This is a genomic window from Pseudooceanicola sediminis (assembly GCF_003575965.1).
GTDB classification, from domain to species: Bacteria; Pseudomonadota; Alphaproteobacteria; order Rhodobacterales; family Rhodobacteraceae; genus Pseudooceanicola; species Pseudooceanicola sediminis.
The window spans coordinates 51,737-69,703 of sequence record NZ_QWJJ01000018.1 but is presented as its reverse complement, the minus strand read 5'-3'; the positions used below and the strand labels follow the sequence as shown (position 1 = coordinate 69,703).

The window sequence follows — 17,967 nt, the reverse complement described above, 5'->3', positions numbered from 1 at the left end:
GCAGGCCAGGGCGTTTGTCGCGCCCCGTCCTTGCCCATGCCTGCGCCTGCCTGCCCCCCGGTTATGCCAGGGTGGCTGCGGCGGGCGGGGTGTCGAAAGGCGTCTGGCGGCGCGCGAAAGCCGGGCAAATGAAACCGTTCGGAAACCGTTTCGATACCGTTCAAATACCGACGTGCGAATCCAGCGATTTCAATGACTTGGCGGGGGTTGTCCCAGGGATACCGACAGTCCCGCTCAGCGCGGCCCGGCCACCGCCTCCTGCAACCCCAGAAACGCCCGCATCCGCGCCGCCTGGTGGGCCGCCATATCGGTACCCGTCACCACGCGAAGACCGCCGGCCCGCGCCGCCGCGATCAGCGCGGTTTCCGCCGGGTCCGTCAGCGCATCCGCCACGCAGGTCGCCCCGTCTGTCAGCGCTGCGGGAAAGGCCGGGGGCGCTTCGCCGGGACTGCCCGCAGGCGAAGCATTTATCACGATATCAGCCACTTGCGGGATACCCACGTGCAGCTCGGTCTGACCTACGACAGAAAGGCGTGCGATCAGGTCAGCCGCGCGGGCCGGAGCCATATCGGTGATGTGCAGCACCTTTGCCCCGCGCCGGATCGCCTGGATGGCGATGGCGCCGCCCGCCGCGCCGGCCCCGCAGATGGCGATTTGCGCCCCGGAAACGACGGTACCCGTGGCCTCGATGGCATCCATCATGCCAAATCCGTCGAACATTTCCCCGACCAGCATGCCATCGGCGTCGCGGCGGATCGTGTTCACGACCCCTAGGATACGCGCGTCCGGCTCCACCCTGTCACACGCCCCCGCCAGCGCCGCCTTATGCGGGATCGTCGTCAGGAAACCCGGCACGTTCCGCGCCATCCGAACCCAGTCGACAAAGGCCCCAAGCCCTTGGGAAGGAAGGTCAATCGGCACGCACACCGCATCGGTGCCGGCGTCCGAAAACACCGCGTTCCACAGGCGCGGCGTCGCGACCTGGGCCACCGGATCCCCCAGGATCGGGATCACGCGGGTTGCTGTAAGGTCGGTCTTCATCTGCAATGTCCTTGACGAGTCATTTGGATTATTATTAAGAATATTACACGTTTTTTCAATCGGGTCATGAAAGGGAGGTCATGAGGCGATGTTCAGCCGCAAATCTCATGCCACGGATCGTGCCTCCGACACAGTGGTCTCCGTACTGGCCTGCGCGCTGCGGCGCGATATTTCCTTTGGGGATCTGCCGCCCGATGCCAAGCTCAAGATCGAGGCTCTGCGCGCGCGCTATGGCGGTTCCAACCATTCCGTCCGCGAGGCGCTGACCCTGCTGGCCGCCGAAGGGCTGGTCGAGGCGACGGCGCAGCGTGGGTTTCGCGTGGCCTCCGCGACCGAGGCCGATCTGCGCGACATCATCCGCTTGCGCGCAGAACTTGAACCGATGGGTCTGCGCTGGTCGATGCACCATGCCGACGTTGCGTGGGAGGGGCGCGTGATCGCCGCACAACACGCCGCCGCCCGTGCCACGGATCAGCTGCTCGGCGATCCCGACGGTGCCGTGCTTGTCTGGGACGAGGCCGGACGCACGTTGCACAATGTCCTTTGCAGCGCCAGCGGCTCGCCCCGGATGATCCGCATGCTCGGTCAGCTTTACGACCAGTCGCGCCGGTTCCGGCTGGCTGCGCTGCGCGAAGGCAGCTGCGACCCCAAGGCGGTGCTTGCCCATCAGTCCGATATGGTCGAGGCAATCCTCGATCACGACACCGAAGGGGCTGTCCGCGCCCTTCTTTCAGACATTCGACACGATCTTGGTGGGCAGGACCTGTAAGGACTGATGCCCACCGACTACCGACCCCGGGGAGGGGTCTGCTCTAGGGAGGATACCAAATGAGCACATTCACACGTCGCGCCACCCTCAGCCTGCTGGGGGCCACGCTGGCCACTCCGTATCTTGTCCGTTCCGCGCGTGCCGGCACGGCGATCAACGTCGGTGCGATGCGCCTGGCCAGCCACGCGCCGACCTACATCGCGTTCGAGCGGGGCTATTTCACCGAGGCCGGTCTGGACGTGAACTTCGACTATTTCGAAGCCGCGCAGCCGATGGCGGTGGCGATTGCCTCGGGCGATACCGGCTATGCCATGACGGCGATTTCCGGCGGGCTGATCTCGCTCGCCGAAAAGGGTGTTGCCAAGGTCATCGGCGGTGCGCTGGCCGAGGAAAAAGGCATCTCGGGCCAGAAAATCCTGGCCTCCAAAGCCGCCTATGATGCCGGCCTGACCGATCCGTCCAAGCTGGATGGCAAGACCTTCGGCATGACGCAGGCGGGCTCGTCCTTTCACTACATGGGCTCGAAAATCGCGGCGGCCGAGGGTGTCGAGGTTCACTTCAAGCCCCTGCAAAAAACCGGCGCGGTGATCGGGGCCATCAAGTCGGGCCAGATCGACGCCTGGTCCATCGTGCCGAACATCGCCGCAACGCTGGCGGACGCCGGTGCGGTCAAGATCATTGGCGAAGTTGCAGACTACATTCCGAACTACCAGGTCACGACCGTCTTCACCTCGACCCGGAACGCCGAACAGGAAGATGCCCAGACCAAGGCATTTCTTCAGGCGCTGGCGCGTGGTGCGGCAGATTACAACGCCGCGCTGGTTGATCAGACAACCGATGCTGCGGACAAGGACGCGATCGTCAAGCTGGTTGCATCCTACGTCTATCCCGACCGGCCGATCGAAGACGCCAGCGCGTCGATCCTGTCGGGGGCGATGCGCATCAACAGTGGCATGGCGCTGAACAAGGCCTCGGTCGTGGATCAGCTCGAGTGGTTCAAATCGGGTGGCCTGGTCAAGGACGGCATCACCTATGAAACGCTGGTCGATGATCACTACGTCGACGTGCTTTCCTGATCCCCAGCGACCCTGCGCCGTGACCGGCGCGGGGTCCGTACCTACAGGACTTACCAATGGAACTCAGACTCGAAGGCGTTTCGCATCGCTACGGCGATGTCGAGGTCATCCGCGATATCAACCTGTCGATCCCGAAAGGGCGCATCGTCTGCATCGTTGGCCCCTCCGGGTGCGGAAAATCCACGTTGCTGCGCTTTCTGGGTGGGCTGGAGCGGCCCACCGGCGGCCAGGTGACACAGGTCGGGTCTCCGCCAGAGGACAGCATCAATCCTCTGACCTACGTGTTTCAGGATTTCGCCCTGTTGCCCTGGCGCACGGTCGAGGGGAACATCTCGTTCATCCTGGCGGATCATGGGGTGCGTGGTGCCCGTGCCGAGGCGATCATTTCGGACGTCCTGGCGCGCACCAAGTTGTCTGATTTCCGCAAGGCCCTGCCGAAACAATTGTCGGGCGGCATGAAACAGCGGGTGGCCATCGCCCGTGCGCTGGCGGTCAATCCCGCAGTGCTGCTGATGGATGAACCGCTTTCGGCGCTGGACAGCCAGACTCGCGAATTGCTGATGGACGACCTTGTCACCCTCTGGACCCGTCAGCCCTTTACCGCGGTCTATGTCACCCACAACCTCGCCGAAGCCGTGCGGCTGGGGCACCGCATTGTCGTGCTGTCGCGCCGCCCCGGCCAGATCCGCGAAGTGGTCGAGATCGACACCCCGCTGGAGAGCCGCACGTTGGGCGACCCGGCGCTGGACCGGATGCAGAAACACCTCTGGACGCTGATGCGCGCCGAGGCCGAAGCCGCAGATATGGAGCTGGTCAATGACTGATATTTCCGCCGTGTCTTCGGGCGCGCCCTCTGCCCCATTACCCGCTAATGCGCAGGCCAGCCCGGTCCATTTCAGAGGCGGTGGTTTCCGCCCTAAATCGCCGCGCGGCATCGGCCTGCTCGTCTTTGTCGTATTGATCGCCTTTCTCGAATGGGGCACGCGGGCCGGGTTCATCTCTGCGCTGACGGTGCCGCGCCCGACGGATGTCTTTGCCACGCTGGTCGATTTCGCCCAATCCGGCGGCTTGTGGAAGAACCTGCATCCGTCACTGATGCGGCTGCTTGTCGGCGGATCGCTGGGGGCCCTGGCGGGGATCGGTGTCGGCGTGATGATCGGTCTTTTCTCGGTCGCGCGCGCCGGGTTGGTGCCCCTGGTCGCGGCGTTGTTCCCAATCCCCAAGATCGCGCTGCTGCCGTTGTTCGTGATCTGGTTCGGCATCGACGAGTCGTCGAAATACGCCCTGATCGCCTTTGGCACTTTCACCCCCACGGTTGTCGCCACCTATGGCGCGGTCGACAACGTCGACCGGTCGCTGATCCGCATGGGGCAAAGTTTTGGTCTGAAATGGTCAACCATCGTTCTGCGCATCGTGCTGCCCGGCGCCATGCCGGGCATCCTGTCGGGGCTGCGCGTCAGCCTGGCCATTGCCATCATCCTGCTGGTCGCCGCCGAAATGCTGGGCGCGGAATACGGGATCGGTGCCTACATCCTGCAAGCCGGTTCGCTCTATGACCTGGAACGCCTGTTCGCGGGCGTGACCATCCTGTCGCTGCTGGGGGTCATACTGTCCGCCCTTGTCGGGCTGATTGAAAAACGTCTGCTGGGGTGGCGCGCATGAGCCGCAAGATCGAAAGCGAATATGATGTCATCGTCGCCGGTGGCGGGGCAGGTGGCATCGGCGCGGCCCTTGGTGCGGCACGTGCAGGGGCCAAGGTCTGCCTGGTTGAAAAGTACGGCTTTCTCGGTGGGGCGGCAACGACGTCGCAGGTGCTGGCGTATTGCGGGTTCTTTCAACAGGGCGCTGAGCCGGTCGAGGCGGTCGGCGGTGCAGGCGCGCTTGTCCTGGATGCGATGCGCGCCATCGGTATGGACGGGCGCGCGCATTGTTCCGAAACCACGGGCAACTGGATCATCCTGCTGAACCCCGAGGGGCTGAAGCTGGCGCTGGACCGGGTGCTGGCTGATCACGGTGTCGATGTTCTGCTGCATTCGCGGGTGGCCGCCGCGACGCGGACGGCGCAACGCATTGAATCCGTGACCGTTGCCGGAATGGAGGGCCGGCGGCGCATCGCCGCCGAGGGTTTCGTTGATGCCACGGGCGATGCGAACCTCTCGCTCGTCTCCGGGGTGCAGATGCGCGAAGGTGACGACAAGGGCCACCTTCAGGCGGTTTCGGCCCCGATCCGCGTCGGTGGGCTGGACCCGTCCATCCCGATAGAGCGCGAGGCCGTGAAGGCCGCCATTCGTGCATACAACAAGACAGGCCGCTATCCGGTCACCCGCACCGACGGGGGTATCTACACGCTGGTTCCGGGGTCGGGCGAGCTTTGGTGGATGGTGATCGACCTGCCGCTGCCCGATCTCGGGTCGGCCAGCTTTACCCGAGCCGAGCAGTTGGCCCGTGCCATGGCGCATGATTACGTCGAGATGCTGCGCACCCATGTGCCCGGGTGCGCCAACTGCTATCTGGCGCAGACCGGCCCGCAGATTGGTGTCCGTGAGAGCCGCCACCCCGCCGCCCGGTACGAGATGACGGCCCAGGATCTGGCCAGCGGCCGCCAACGCCCGGACAGTGTCGCGCGTGCCGCCTGGCCTGCCGAGCTGCACGGCGAAGCGGGAAAACCGGTCTATTACTCGGTCGGCGGCCCGGGCTATGCGTCGATCCCGCTGGACAGCCTGCGGGTGCGGGGCCTTGAAAACCTGCTGTTGGCGGGTCGTGTGATCGGGGCTGATCCCGTGGCCTATGGTTCGGTTCGGGTGATGGGCACGGCCTTTGCGACAGGCGAGGCCGCGGGTATTGCCGCAGCCGCGCCCGATATGGCCACCGGCGAAGAGGTGGCCGAGACGGTGCGTCGCCTCGGCGGCCTGACCTGAGCCTTTCAGCCGCCGCTTGACGGGCGGGTCACCAGCGCGGGCGGCGGGGCATGTACCACCTCGTCCGCGCCGGCGGTCCCTGCGACCACGCGGAGCAACAGCGAAATCGCCTGTCCCGCCACCACGTCCAGATGCAGGTCAACGGCAGTCAGGGCGGGCACCTCGCTGCGGGCGCGCAGGCCGTCGTAGCGGGTGACGACACGAACATCGCCGGGCACGCTGCGACCCAGATCGCGCAATCCCTGCATGACGCCTGTCGCCAGCGCATCGACGGGCACCAGCACGCCGTCAATGCCGGGGTTTTCGTGCAGTGCCTGGCATATGGCATCACGTGCACCGCCCTCTCCGCGATGTTCGGGGACGCGGATCACCTGGGGGCGCATGCCCTGCTGCGTCGCGTGGGCACGGTAGGCCTGTTCCGTGACCGCGTAGCTTGCCCGGTCAGAGGCGCCGATGATCAATGGAAAGCAACGTGCGCCGCTGTCATGCAGATGGCGGATCAGAAGTTCGGTGGTGGCGCCATAGTTCAGATCGACATGCGCCATGGTGCTGTCCGGCGGTGTGCCGATGGCAACCACAGGGGTAGAGCGCCTGCGCAGCAGATCCAGGAAGGGATCGTCGCGCGCCGGTTCGATCAGCAGCGCGCCGTCAAAGGGGATGTTGCGCAACGTGGCCTCCGGGTCGGGCAGGGGCGGAACCAGCACGAGGGCCATGTTGTGTTCGATTGCGGCAATGGCGGCCGAGGCGGCGATCTCCATCATGAACCCCAGGCGCGACGTGCCTGCCGACACGGCTGAGGGCATAGACGACAGAACCGCGATCGAGTTGACGCGCCCGGTGCGGACGCTGCGTGCGGACAGGTTGGGCACATAGTTCAGTTGCGCGATCGCGGCATCGATTCGCGCGCGGGTATGTTCATCGACGCGCCGCGCACCGGTCATCGCATTCGAGACCGTGCCGGGTGACACCCCGGCCTGCCGCGCCACGTCGCTGATGGTTGCGCGCCTGCCAGAGGCGGCCTTGTCGGAGGTATTCATCGGTGTCCTGCCCAGTATTCACACGTCGGGGCTGATTTTCCGGCGCATTGTTGTGCGATTCAAAAACTTTGCCGCTTTTGTGCATTAAATCGTTTTAACGGCAGCGGAGCAAGCGTATCACTCCATTAAATCGATTTAATAGCGAGTGACAGCATGACAACCAATCAACGCATCCCGACCACCCCCGACCAGGTTACCCTGCGCAGGCGCGGCACCGGTGTCACGGCGCATGATCCGCTTCGCAGCGCCGGTGGCTATACCTTGTTTGCAGGTCAGACGGCAGAGGGCCGGGTCGACCTGATCGACTGCGACGGCAAGACTGCGCATCGCTGGCAAATGCCGGTACGGGCGGGGCGCGACGCGGTGATCCTGCCGAATGGCAACCTTGGGTATAACGGCAGCCATGCGACCTCTGCCGCGCTCTATCCCGCCTGGGATCTGTGGCATGGCGGCGATTTCTACGAGGCGACGCCGCAGGGCGACATCGTCTGGCGTCACGAGGACATCTTTCACCACCATGACGCGCAATGGCTGGCCAGCGGCAACCTGCTCTATACCGTCGCCGCCCCTCTGCCGGCGGACAAGGCGGCGCGCGTCTGTGGCGGTGACCCTCGCAAGGATGGTGCGGATGGCGTGATCCAGTCCGACATCGTGCGCGAGGTGAACCGCAAGGGCGAAACCGTGTGGGAGTGGCGCATCTGGGATCACCTCGATCCCGCCGATTTTCCCATTCACACGATTTTCGACCGTCGGCACTGGCCGATGATCAACGGCCTGGCCGAAACCCGCGACGGGCTGATCCTGATGAGCCTGCGCACGACCTCGGGCGTCATCGCGGTGGATCGCACCACCGGCAAGGTGGTCTGGCATGTCGGTGCGGACGCGGTGGCGCAGCAGCATACCCCGGTGGAAATGGAGAGCGGCGCCATCCTGGTGTTCGACAACGGCAATCTGCGCGATGGCTCGACCTCGCCGTTTTCGCGCGCGCTGGAGTTCGATCCCAAGACCGGCGAAACCGTCTGGGCCTATCAGGATACCTCGTTGCCGATGGCGTTCTTCTCGCCCTACATGGGCAGCTGTCAGCGGTTGTGGAACGGAAATACCTTCATCTGCGAAAGCGCCTTTGGCAGGCTGTTCGAGGTGACGCCGGACGGCGCCGTCGTCTGGGAATACGTGATCCCGGATTTCGCGGCCTACCCGGCCCCCCTGAACACGTTTATCGGCGGCAGTCATAACAGTTGCTTTCGTGCACATCGCTATCGGGGGGAGGCTATCGCATGGCTGTGACCGAACCCTCGACCCAGCGTTCGGTCGTCGCCAGGTCGTTTCAGGCCGGGTTGAACGCGGGGGGAAGCGCGGCCAGGTCGCTGCTTTCGTTCGCCTTCATACTGGCATTATGGGCGGGCGTCGGCGCCGCGCAGATGGTCCCGGAGGCGATCTTTCCCGCCCCCTGGTCCGTCCTGTCCGCTGGGATCGAGCTGGCGCAGAACGGCACCCTGGCCAAGGACCTGTCGGTCTCGCTCAGCAGGGCGGCGATCGGGTTTGCCATCGGCGCCAGCCTGGGCATCGTCGTCGGGTTGCTGACGGGGCGGATTGCGGTCGTACGCATGTTGATCGGGCCCTTTCTGAACCTGCTGCGCCCGATCCCGGCGATCGCGCTGGTGCCCGTGGCCATCGTCTGGTTCGGGATCGGCGAGGGGTCGAAGTACTTCGTGATCTCCTACACCGTCTTCCTTGCCGTCTGGTTCAACACCCATGCGGGCATGGAATATGTGCCCGACATATACCTGCGCGCCGCCCGCTCTCTCGGCGTGTCACGCCTGCGCGAATTCATGTCGGTCATCGTGCCGGCCGCCGCGCCCTACATCTTTGCCGGGCTGCGTCTGGGCGTCGCGCTGGCCTTCCTCAGCCTGGTGGCGGCCGAGCTTTCGGGCGCGTCCTCGGGCATCGGGTATCGCCTGCAGGAGGCGCGCCAGTACATCCGAACCGACCGCATGTTCGCGCTTTTGATCATCCTCGGGCTGCTGGGGGCGGGGGTCGATCTGATCGTTCATCGCATTGGCCAAAAGCTGGTTCATTGGCAACAGGGGTAGGAAAAATGGAGACGAAACAAGGACATGTCCACGTCGATAACGTCGAAATCCGTTTCCAGGGGCGCGACGGGCCGGTCACGGCACTGGCCCCCACGACACTGGAGCTGGCGCCGCAGACCTTTACCGCGCTGATCGGGCCCTCGGGCTGTGGTAAGTCGACCCTGATGAATGCCATCGGCGGGTTTGTCACGCCAAGTTCGGGGCGGATCACGCTGGACGGCGCCGTCATCGACAAGCCCTCCGAACAGGTCGGGGTGATCTTTCAGCAATACGCCCTGTTTCCCTGGTTCAGCGCGCTGGACAACGTGCGCTTCGGGTTGAAACGGTTCGGGCTGAGCAAGCGGGAGGAGGTGGATCGCGCCCGCGCCGCGCTGGACGAGGTTGGCCTGAGCGCCCATGCAGACAAGTTTCCGCAGGCGCTGTCGGGGGGCATGAAACAGCGTGTGGCGATTGCCCGTACGTTCGCCTTCGGTCCCAAGGTCCTGCTGATGGACGAACCCTTCGGGGCGCTGGATGCGCAGACGCGGCTGGTGATGCACGACCTGCTGATGCGGGTCTGGCAAAAGCACAAGGCCACGGTTCTGTTCGTCACCCATGACGTCGACGAGGCGCTGCTGCTGGCCGACGACGTGCATGTCATGTCATCGGCCCCCGGCCGGCTGATCCGGCATTACGCGTTGGCCCAACCCCGACCCCGCGCCCTGAACCGAGCGGGTTCGGACCTGCTCGATATTCGCGAAGACATCCTTGGCCTGCTGCGCCCAGCAGATGCCACGGCCCTATAAAAACCACCAACAGGAGAGAATAACATGAATATTTTCCGTACTTTGACGGCTGCCGTCGCGGTCGTCACCCTGCCGGTTCTGGCGCAGGCAGAGCCGTTGACCTTTGCCTGGACACCCAATCCGCAGACACCGCAGGTCGATATCGCCCTGGCCAAAGGGTATTTCGAGGAGGCCGGGGTCGAGGTTGAAATGGTATCGTTTCCCTCGGGTCGCGAAGGGTTCGAGGCGCTGCTGGGCGGTCAGGTCGACGTGGCCTTCATGGCCGAGTTTCCGGCGGCCACCGGCGCGGTGACGGGACAGGATTTTGCCATCGTGGCGGACCTTGCCCGCTATACCGGATCGCGCATCATCGGCTCGGCCAAGGCGGGTGATTTCGCCAGCCCCGCCGACCTTGCGGGCAAGCGGATCGGCACGACCCTTGGAACCAACGTCAACTATTTCCTGTCCGAAGTGCTGAAAAGCGCCGGTGTCGAAGCCGAGATCGTCAATGCCTCGCCCGTTGATCTGGTGTCGGCGCTGTCGCGCGGTGACGTGGATGCCATCGTGCCGTTTCCGACATTCTATGCCGCCGCGGAAACGGCCCTTGGCGCGGACTATCGCGAACTGCGCGCGCCCGGCTATCAGCCGCATTTCGTGCTGGCGGCGACGCCCGAGATGACGGGCGAAAAATCCAGCACTCTCAAGGCGTTCCTTGGGGCGCTGGCGAAGGCGGATGCCGATGTGAATGCCGCCCCCGAGGCGGCGATGAACGCGGTCTCAGCCTCGATGCAGGGGGCCATGAGCCCCGAGGCTCTGGCGGTGATGTGGCAGGACGTGGACCTTGGGCTTGAGCTGTCGCCGGGCCTGGTGACATTGCTGGCCTCCGAGGGGGCGTGGATCGTCGCGCAGGGCGTCGTCAACGCAGATGCACCGAGCGAGGCAACCATCATGGAACATGTCGATGCGACGGCGCTGAAAGCCGTGGCCCCCGATGCGGTGACGCTGGCCGACTGACGCGGACCACCGCCGCCGGGTTAACCTGAGACCCCGCGCCACAGCCCGGCGCGGGGTGTTTTCACGTATCGGCAGGGCGCAGATGCAGGACATGGTGCAAGGCCTGGGGGCAGGGCATGTCGGTATCTGCGGGCTAAGTTACTGATATCCCTGAATTCGCACGTCGGTATTTGAACGGTATCCGAGCGGTAACTGAACGGTGCGCCGGCGAAGATCGCGCGGCGCCGGGCAAGGGCCGCTGGCCGCGACCCTGCCCGCGCAAATTGCCGCGTGCCGGTGGCCGCCGACCCGCCGCCTCCCCTAGTGATCGTGGTCGCAATAGCCGTGGTGGACGGGCGGTTTGCCCATGTGATCGCGCATGTCCTTCATCATCTCGAAGAACGGCAGCGGCACATGCACGGGCCGCTCCGGTGCGTTCTCGAAATCGTCGAACAGGGTGCGCATCGTGACGACCACGCGTTCGGCATCGTTCCAGTCACGATAGCCGCCGAGGTCGATCTTGTAGGCGGCATTCAGGAAATCCATGCCCTGTTCGTACAGGGGGCGGGCCTTTTCCGTCACGTCCAGCAGGTAATCGCGCATCTTGCGGACGTCTTCCTTGGTTGAAATCGGGCCGTGCCCGGCAACGATGATGTCCACATCCATGCCCAGCACCATGTTGCACACGTCGATCCAGCGGGCGATCGGGCCGTACCAGGCAATCGGCGTGCCCGCCGAAAACAGGATGTCGCCGGTATAGAGCACCTTGTCCTCGGGCACGTAGATCAGGGCGTCGCCCAGCGAATGCGCCGGGCCGACCTCGATCAGCTCGACGCGCTTGTCCCCGACCTTGAGGGTCATGCGGTCGCGAAACGTCTCGGTCGGTTCGGTCAGTTCGATGCCGGAAAAGTCGAAGGGGCGAAAACATTCGGCAATGAACTTGCCCGGGCGGCCGAATTTGGCCGGATCCTGCTGAACGGCGAGCAGCAGCGCGGGGTCGAAACGGCGAAAGTCGCTGACCGTGCCTTCGGTGCCGATGATGCGCGCGCCCTTGACCAGTTGATTCCCGAAGGTGTGATCGCCATCCGCATGGGTATTGACCAGAACGCCGATCTTTTCCGAGGCGGGCACGGCGTTGCGCATGTCGCTCAGCATCTCGCCCGTGCATTTCAGGTCGAACAGGGTATCGACCAGCAGCGTCGCGTCGCCATCGGCAATCAGCCCGGCGTTTGACCAGCCCCACGACCCGTCGGGGACGAGATAGCCCCAGCACCCGTTTCCAAGATCATGCAGGCCCTTGGTGTATTTCCATCTGGACATGAGGTGTCCTCCTTAAAGTAGCGCCGTGGCGATGGCCGGGAAAAAGAATACCAGGCCCAGCACCAGCAGCATCATCAGCGCGAAAGGGGCCGCGCCCGCGAAGATCTGCCCGAGGGTTATGTCGCCCTCGGGCCCGAGCGTGGCCTTGATGACGTAGACGGCGATGCCGAAGGGCGGTGTAAGCAGGCCGATTTCGACCGACAGGATGGCGATGACGCCCAGCCAGATCAGATCGACGCCAAGGCCGTTCAGGATGGGAACCGCAATCGGCAGCACCAGCAGCAGGATGGACGAGCTGTCGAGGATGGTGCCCAGCAGGACCATGACCACGATCATCGAGATCACCACGCCGTTCGCCGAGAACCCGGCATTCAGCACCGATTGACCCAGCCAGCCGGGCATTCCGGTAAACGCCAGCATCCGGGAATAGAGGCTGGCCCCGATGATGAGAAAGCAGATCGATGCCGTGGTGTGCCCGGTCTGCACCAGCACCTGCCAGAATTCGCGCCAGCCCAGGCGACGCTTGATCAGGGCGACGACGATGGCACCTGCGGCCCCGGCGCCGCCGGCCTCGGTCGGGGTGAATATGCCGCCGTAGATGCCGCCCATCACGAGCGCGACCAGCGCGGCGATCGGCAGCAGTTTCGCCGCGATCTCGGGCCAGCCCATCCGCGGGGCGGGGGGATCGTCGTGCCGTGTCGTGCCGCCGACAAAGCCGGGCAGCAGATAGGCCATCGCAATGATGCCGGCGGCATAGGTGGCGGCCAGCAGAAGCCCCGGCAGAACCCCGGCGATGAACAGCGATCCGACCGATTGTTCGGTCAGGATGCCGTACAGGATGAACAGCAGCGAGGGCGGGATCAGCATCCCCAGCACCGACGACCCCGCGACCACCCCGACAGAGAACGGCCGCGTGTATCCATGCCGCCGCATTTCCGGCACGGCGACCTTGGTGAACACCGCCGCGGAGGCGATCGAGATGCCGGTGATCGCGGCGAACACTGCGTTTGCGGCCACCGTGGCGACCCCCAGCCCGCCGCGGATCCGCCGAAAGGCCTGTTGCGCCACATCGAAGGTGTCGCGCCCCATCCCCGATATCGACACGACCAGCCCCATCAGCACGAACAGCGGCACCACCCCGAACAGCTGGTCGGTGATGGAATCCTTGAACGCCACCACCAGCATGTTCGCGGCCAGGTCAAAGTTGTCCCGCAGGATCCAGACGCCCAGAAAGCTGGTCAGGATCAGGGCAATGGCGACATGCAGCCCGCCATAGATCAGCACCAGCATCAGGGCGATGGAGCCGAAGGCGATTTCAACACCGCTCATCCGTCTTCTCCTGTCAGGGCCGCAAGGGCGCCTGCGGCAAACTGGGCGATGGTGGCGGCCATTCCGATGACCATCAGCGCATAGAGTGGCCAGGTCGGGATCTGGAAAAAGCCGGGATTGCCCATGAAGTGCCGCTCTGGCCGGTCCCAGGCCTGCATCAGTGACGGAAAGAACCGCCAGAGCGCGATGGCCAGCAGGACCGCGCCGGTCAGGCTGTAGACTGCCAGGACGTAGCCGCGCAGGCGCGGGGTCCGGCGGGCCAGCGTGTCGAGCACCAGGTCGGAACGGGTCAGCGCGCCGGTCGACAGGGTATGGGCCAGTTGCAGAAAGACGATGCCGACGATGGAAAAGGCCACCATCTCGGCCACGCCCGCAATCGGGGCGTTGAACAGCGTACGCATGAGGATGTCCGAACAGATCAGCAGCATCAGCCCGATGATCCAGATCGACCCGAGGGCATTCAGCCCGATCACGATGGGCGCGAGGATGGCAGGATGACGGCGGGGCTGTCTTTCAGGGTGTCTGGAAGGCATTGGGTTCTCCCGATGATGATGCCGGGGGGCGGCGGGGCCACCCCCCGGCAGGTCATTTCATTCGGCCAGGTAATCGCGCTGGAAGGTAAATCCGCCCTCTGCCAGCGTGTCGCGATAGGCGGTCAGCATTGCGTCGACGGGTTCGCCCCGCGCCAGCGCGGCGTCGCGCCAGGCGGTGATCGGGTTGCGCATTTCGGCGATCCAGGCTTCGCGCTCGGCCGGGTCCATTTTCACCTCGGAGCCGCCATTTTCGAGCATGGTCTTTTCCGAAGCGGCGTACTTGGCGGCCTGCTCCTCAAAAAACGCCGCCGCATAGGCTTCGGCCCCGGCGCGGAAGGCGGCGCGCGTGCTGTCCGAGAAACCGTCCCAGACCCGTTCGGCAATTCCCAGACCGCCGATGTACATCGCGCCGAAATCAATGCGGTTCCAGTAGGGCGCGACCTCGTACAGGCGGGCGGGAACGTTGGCCGTCATCCAGCCGATGTTGCCATCGTACACCCCGGTCGAGATATCGTTGTAGAACGAAACGTAGCTGCCCTGCACACCGACCGCGCCGGTCGAATCGAGCCAGGCCAGGTTCGGGCCGGCCCCGCCGATGCGCATGCCGTCCATGTCCGCGCGGGTGTTGAGGGGGCGTTTCGTCGCGATGTTGTAGCCGTCGATCGCCACGCCACCGCCGATGTAGACCACGCCGGTTTCCTGCGTGATCTGATCAAGCAGCCCGTCGACGGAATAGAGCGCGTCCTCGACAGCGCCTGTCACCATTTCGGGGTCGGTCGGACCGAAGGGCATGGCGTAGGTGATGTTCAGAATGCCCATGCCCGCCGGATCGAAGACGCCAGAGGCCATTGCGATATCGGCGATCCCGGTTTCGAGGGCTTCGGCCTCGGATCCCAGTCGGACCAGCGTGCCGCCGTAGGCTTCGGTCCAGTCGATCTTGACCTCGCCGGTTTCGGCAAGGGCGGCGTCGACCGCCGGGATGAAGGTTTCGTGCATGTGCTTGACCCAGAGAAACACCTCAGGGTGGCCGGACACGATGGTCAGCGGAATGGTTTCCTGCGCCGCGGCGGGTCCTGCCGCAGACGCAAGCAGGCCGCCCGCAAACGCTGCGGATGCGAAAAGTTTGTTCATGATTTCCTCCCTAGCGGGGCGCCATTTCCGGCAGCTCCCCTGAATTGGATAATAGCACTTGAACAAGCGTTCAAGTTTTTTATTATGATGTTCAACCCGACACGCAGGACGACCCAGTGGCCCAACCCAAGACGCAACCAAAGCAAGGCGACACCGCCAAGGACAGGATTCTCGACTCATCGGTCGGGCTGTTTGGCCAGTACGGCTATGAGGCGACGACCGCCCGCAAGATTGCCGAGGCGGCGGGGGTTCCCGTGGCGCTGATCAACTATCACTTCGGTTCCAAGGAGGGGCTGTATCGCGCGGTGTTCGAAAAACGCGCGCCCGCGATCTACGACCAGCGCGTCGTGGGGCTGCAACTGGCCAGGTCCGAACCCGATTGGGACAGGCGCGTCGAACTGGTGGTCAAGGCGCTGATCGTGCCGATGTTCGGGCTGCGCAACGGCAGCGACGATGGCGCGTTCGGTCGCATTCTGGCACGCGAGCTGTCCGACCCGAGCTCCGAGGGGCGCGGCATTTTCCGCGAGCTGTTCGACCCCGTGGCCGAGATGATGCTGGACGCCCTTGGTGAATGTTTCCCGGAATGGACGCAGGCCGAGGTGAACTGGGCCTACCAGACGATGCTGGGCGCCATGATGATCGTCATGATGGATATCGGGCGCATCGCCCGCTTGTCCGGGGGCACCGCCGATTCCAGCGACCCTGAGGCCGCCGCCGTTCACATCGTGGCCATTCTGACCGCCGGTCTGAAGCATCGGGACCGAAGCCAGACGAAACACATGCAATAGCGAGAAAGTTCAGGGAGGAACTGCTATGAAACTGGTGACATACGACGCCGGGGGTGGTCATCCCCGGCCAGGGGTCCTGTTGGGCGAAGGAGATCGGATCCTTGACCTGTCGCAGGCGACTGACGGGGCGATCACCTCGATCCAGGGGCTGATCGAAGGCGGCGATGCCGCGTTGGAGCGCGCAGGCGTCGCCGAAGCCACGGCCTCCAACGGCCACATGGTCGCGCGCGAGGGTGTGCGCCTGCTTGCGCCAGTCGAACCGCCCATCCAGATGCGTGACTGCCTGTGCTTTGAAACCCACCTGAAGCAGGCCTTTCAGCAGGCGCGCAAGCTGCGCGCGCAACAGTTCGACGACCCGGAGGCCGCCGAGGCCGAGATGGCGCGCAAAGGTATTCTGAGCGTGCCGGAGACGTTTTACGAACAGCCGATCTATTACAAGGCCAACCGGTTTTCCGTGGTCGGCCATGAAACGGACGTGATCTGGCCGTCCTATTCCAGGTTCATGGACTTCGAGCTGGAGTTCGGAATCTACATCGGCAAGACCGCGAAAGACGTGAAGGCCAGCGACGCGCGCCCCTATATCTTTGGCTACACCATCTTCAACGATTTCACCGCGCGCGATGCGCAGACGGCGGAAATGGGGGGGCAACTTGGCCCGGCCAAGGGCAAGGATTTCGACACCGCCAACCCGATGGGCCCCTGCCTGGTGACAGCCGACGAATTTGGCGACCCCTACGACAAGATGATGATCTGCCGGGTCAACGGCGAGGAATGGGGGCGCGGCTCGACCAGCACGATGCACTGGTCCTTCGAGCAGGTGATCGAACATGTCTCGGCGTCCGAAACGCTGCGGCCGGGCGAATTCCTCGGCTCGGGCACCGTCGGCAACGGCTGCGGGCTGGAGCATATGCGCTTTCTGTCGCCCGGCGACGTGGTCGAGCTGGAGGTGGAAGGCATCGGCATTCTGCGCAACAGGCTGATCAAACCGGCGACCTAGGGCCCCCGGGACCGCGCGTGCCACGGGTGCAGGCCCCCGACGCCAGACAACGCGGCGTCTGAAGAACGCGCGGTCCCGGAACCTGGCCGCGCGTCCGGTCAGGCGGCGCAGGCGAGGCGGGTCGGGTAAGCGAGGCAGGTCGAGTAAGCGAGGCAGGTCGGGCAGCCGGGATCAGGGCGGATGGGTCGGCATGTCACGTGGCCACACCCACGCTGCCCTGCCGGGGGCGATCCCAGGGGGCCACCGGGGCAACCGCGTCACGGATCCAATCCAGCATGGCCGAGACCAGTTCCTTCTTGATCTGCGTCTTGGGGATATAGGCGTTCACCCAGATGTCCGGCACGGCAAAGCCCGGCAGGACTTCGCACAATTGCCCGGTCTCGACGTAGGGCCGCGCGAGGTAGCCGGCCACCAGGGCCACCCCCAGGTTCAGCAGCGCGGCATCGACCAGAACCTGGCTGTCATTCACGGAAAAGCGCGAATGCACGTCGACGCTGACCGGGCCCTGCTCTCCGATGAAGGTCCAGTTGGACCCGGAGGGGTGAAAGGTCAGGCAGGTATGGTCCAGCAGGTCGCGCGGATGGTCGAGCGGCCCCGCATCCCTGAGATAGTCAGGGGCGGCCACGACCTGACGCAGATAGGGGCACAGGGCCACGATATCGACATTGGGAAAGGTGGCGGGCAGGGCGCCGATGGCAATGTCGAAACCCTCTTCGATGGGATTGACCGAGCGATCCATCAGCACCAGGTCGATCTTGGTCCGCGGATGCGCCGCCTGAAATTCCGTCACGATCCGGCCGAAATGCAGCACGCTCAGCGTCGTGGGGCACTTGATGCGCAGGGTGCCGTCCAGATCGCTTTTGGTCTGGCGGATGTCGGCAAAGGTCTCCGCGACGTCGTGCACGATGGACAGGAACCGCGGATAGAACCGGTCGCCGGTTTCGGTGAGGGTCAGTTTGCGGGTCGATCTCAGGAACAACGCCGCGCCGATCTGATCCTCGAGGCGGTTGATCTTTTTCGACACCACGGACGGCACCGTATTGAGATCGCGCGCGGCGGCGGAAAAGCTGCCTGCCTTGGCCACGGCCAGAAAGGTGCGCATGTTGTCAATTGTATCCATCGTGATCTGCCTCCCCCCGGCCTGTCACTTTTCGCAATATGCAAAAGGTAAGGGCGCA

At 64.6% G+C, this 17,967-nt stretch carries 18 protein-coding genes; 11 read left to right on the top strand and 7 right to left on the bottom strand.

Annotated elements, in window-relative coordinates; all coding sequences use genetic code 11:
- Positions 1-234: 234 nt before the first annotated feature.
- A complete protein-coding gene (locus tag DL237_RS17880) occupies positions 235-1,041 on the bottom strand; it encodes a shikimate dehydrogenase family protein (RefSeq protein WP_119400465.1) in 807 nt (268 codons plus the stop codon).
- A gap of 88 nt (positions 1,042-1,129) precedes the next feature.
- On the opposite strand from DL237_RS17880, the gene DL237_RS17875 reads away from it, so the two are divergent.
- From DL237_RS17875 to DL237_RS17855, 5 genes are read left to right on the top strand one after another with little or no spacing between them, the layout of a single operon-like run.
- Entirely contained in the window at positions 1,130-1,810 is a 681-nt protein-coding gene (locus DL237_RS17875; RefSeq protein ID WP_119400464.1) for a GntR family transcriptional regulator, read from the top strand.
- Between the two features lie 59 nt (positions 1,811-1,869).
- The gene (locus tag DL237_RS17870; RefSeq protein ID WP_119400463.1) at positions 1,870-2,886 is read left to right on the top strand and encodes an ABC transporter substrate-binding protein; all 1,017 of its coding nucleotides are present in this window, start codon (positions 1,870-1,872) and stop codon (positions 2,884-2,886) included.
- A gap of 56 nt (positions 2,887-2,942) precedes the next feature.
- On the top strand, positions 2,943-3,710 hold the full coding sequence (locus tag DL237_RS17865; RefSeq protein WP_119400462.1) for an ABC transporter ATP-binding protein: 768 nt from the start codon (positions 2,943-2,945) through the stop codon (positions 3,708-3,710).
- Complete coding sequence (locus DL237_RS17860; protein ID WP_119400461.1) at positions 3,703-4,548, top strand: ABC transporter permease; 846 nt, start codon at positions 3,703-3,705, stop codon at positions 4,546-4,548. The genes DL237_RS17865 and DL237_RS17860 overlap by 8 nt, the downstream gene beginning before the upstream one ends.
- Positions 4,545-5,804 (top strand): FAD-dependent oxidoreductase, encoded by a 1,260-nt coding sequence (locus tag DL237_RS17855; RefSeq protein WP_119400460.1) that lies wholly within the window; start codon positions 4,545-4,547, stop codon positions 5,802-5,804. Before DL237_RS17860 ends, DL237_RS17855 begins: the two co-directional genes overlap by 4 nt.
- A gap of 5 nt (positions 5,805-5,809) precedes the next feature.
- Here the strand turns inward: DL237_RS17855 and DL237_RS17850 are convergent, their stop codons facing one another.
- Positions 5,810-6,841: a substrate-binding domain-containing protein gene (locus DL237_RS17850; RefSeq protein WP_119400459.1), complete on the bottom strand. Its 1,032-nt coding sequence runs from the start codon at positions 6,839-6,841 to the stop codon at positions 5,810-5,812.
- A 153-nt stretch (positions 6,842-6,994) separates the two neighbouring features.
- Between DL237_RS17850 and DL237_RS17845 the strand changes: the two genes are divergently transcribed.
- The 4 genes from DL237_RS17845 to DL237_RS17830 are packed head-to-tail and all read left to right on the top strand — an operon-like array spanning position 6,995 to position 10,712.
- On the top strand, positions 6,995-8,128 hold the full coding sequence (locus DL237_RS17845; RefSeq protein WP_119400458.1) for an aryl-sulfate sulfotransferase: 1,134 nt from the start codon (positions 6,995-6,997) through the stop codon (positions 8,126-8,128).
- Positions 8,119-8,934, top strand: a complete 816-nt coding sequence (locus DL237_RS17840; RefSeq protein ID WP_119400457.1) for an ABC transporter permease — start codon at positions 8,119-8,121, stop codon at positions 8,932-8,934. Before DL237_RS17845 ends, DL237_RS17840 begins: the two co-directional genes overlap by 10 nt.
- A 5-nt stretch (positions 8,935-8,939) precedes the next feature.
- Positions 8,940-9,719, top strand: a complete 780-nt coding sequence (locus tag DL237_RS17835; protein ID WP_119400456.1) for an ABC transporter ATP-binding protein — start codon at positions 8,940-8,942, stop codon at positions 9,717-9,719.
- Between the two features lie 24 nt (positions 9,720-9,743).
- On the top strand, positions 9,744-10,712 hold the full coding sequence (locus DL237_RS17830; protein ID WP_119400455.1) for an ABC transporter substrate-binding protein: 969 nt from the start codon (positions 9,744-9,746) through the stop codon (positions 10,710-10,712).
- A 300-nt stretch (positions 10,713-11,012) separates the two neighbouring features.
- Here the strand turns inward: DL237_RS17830 and DL237_RS17825 are convergent, their stop codons facing one another.
- From DL237_RS17825 to DL237_RS17810, 4 genes are read right to left on the bottom strand one after another with little or no spacing between them, the layout of a single operon-like run.
- A complete protein-coding gene (locus DL237_RS17825; protein ID WP_119400454.1) occupies positions 11,013-12,011 on the bottom strand; it encodes an MBL fold metallo-hydrolase in 999 nt (332 codons plus the stop codon).
- A gap of 12 nt (positions 12,012-12,023) precedes the next feature.
- Positions 12,024-13,340 carry a TRAP transporter large permease gene (locus tag DL237_RS17820; RefSeq protein ID WP_119400453.1) on the bottom strand — a complete coding sequence of 439 codons (1,317 nt, stop codon included), beginning with the start codon at positions 13,338-13,340 and terminating at the stop codon, positions 12,024-12,026.
- Positions 13,337-13,873 (bottom strand): TRAP transporter small permease subunit, encoded by a 537-nt coding sequence (locus DL237_RS17815; protein ID WP_119400452.1) that lies wholly within the window; start codon positions 13,871-13,873, stop codon positions 13,337-13,339. The genes DL237_RS17820 and DL237_RS17815 overlap by 4 nt, the downstream gene beginning before the upstream one ends.
- A gap of 57 nt (positions 13,874-13,930) precedes the next feature.
- Positions 13,931-15,004, bottom strand: coding sequence for a C4-dicarboxylate TRAP transporter substrate-binding protein (locus DL237_RS17810; protein ID WP_119400451.1), 1,074 nt, complete (start codon positions 15,002-15,004; stop codon positions 13,931-13,933).
- Positions 15,005-15,120: 116 nt separating this feature from the next.
- Here DL237_RS17810 and DL237_RS17805 point away from each other — a divergent pair, with 116 nt between their 5' ends.
- A complete protein-coding gene (locus tag DL237_RS17805) occupies positions 15,121-15,792 on the top strand; it encodes a TetR family transcriptional regulator (protein WP_119400450.1) in 672 nt (223 codons plus the stop codon).
- 25 nt (positions 15,793-15,817) lie between these two features.
- Positions 15,818-16,789, top strand: a complete 972-nt coding sequence (locus tag DL237_RS17800; protein WP_119400449.1) for a fumarylacetoacetate hydrolase family protein — start codon at positions 15,818-15,820, stop codon at positions 16,787-16,789.
- 193 nt (positions 16,790-16,982) lie between these two features.
- On the opposite strand, the gene DL237_RS17795 is transcribed toward DL237_RS17800, so the two are convergent.
- A complete protein-coding gene (locus DL237_RS17795) occupies positions 16,983-17,909 on the bottom strand; it encodes a LysR family transcriptional regulator (RefSeq protein WP_119400448.1) in 927 nt (308 codons plus the stop codon).
- Positions 17,910-17,967: the final 58 nt, after the last annotated feature.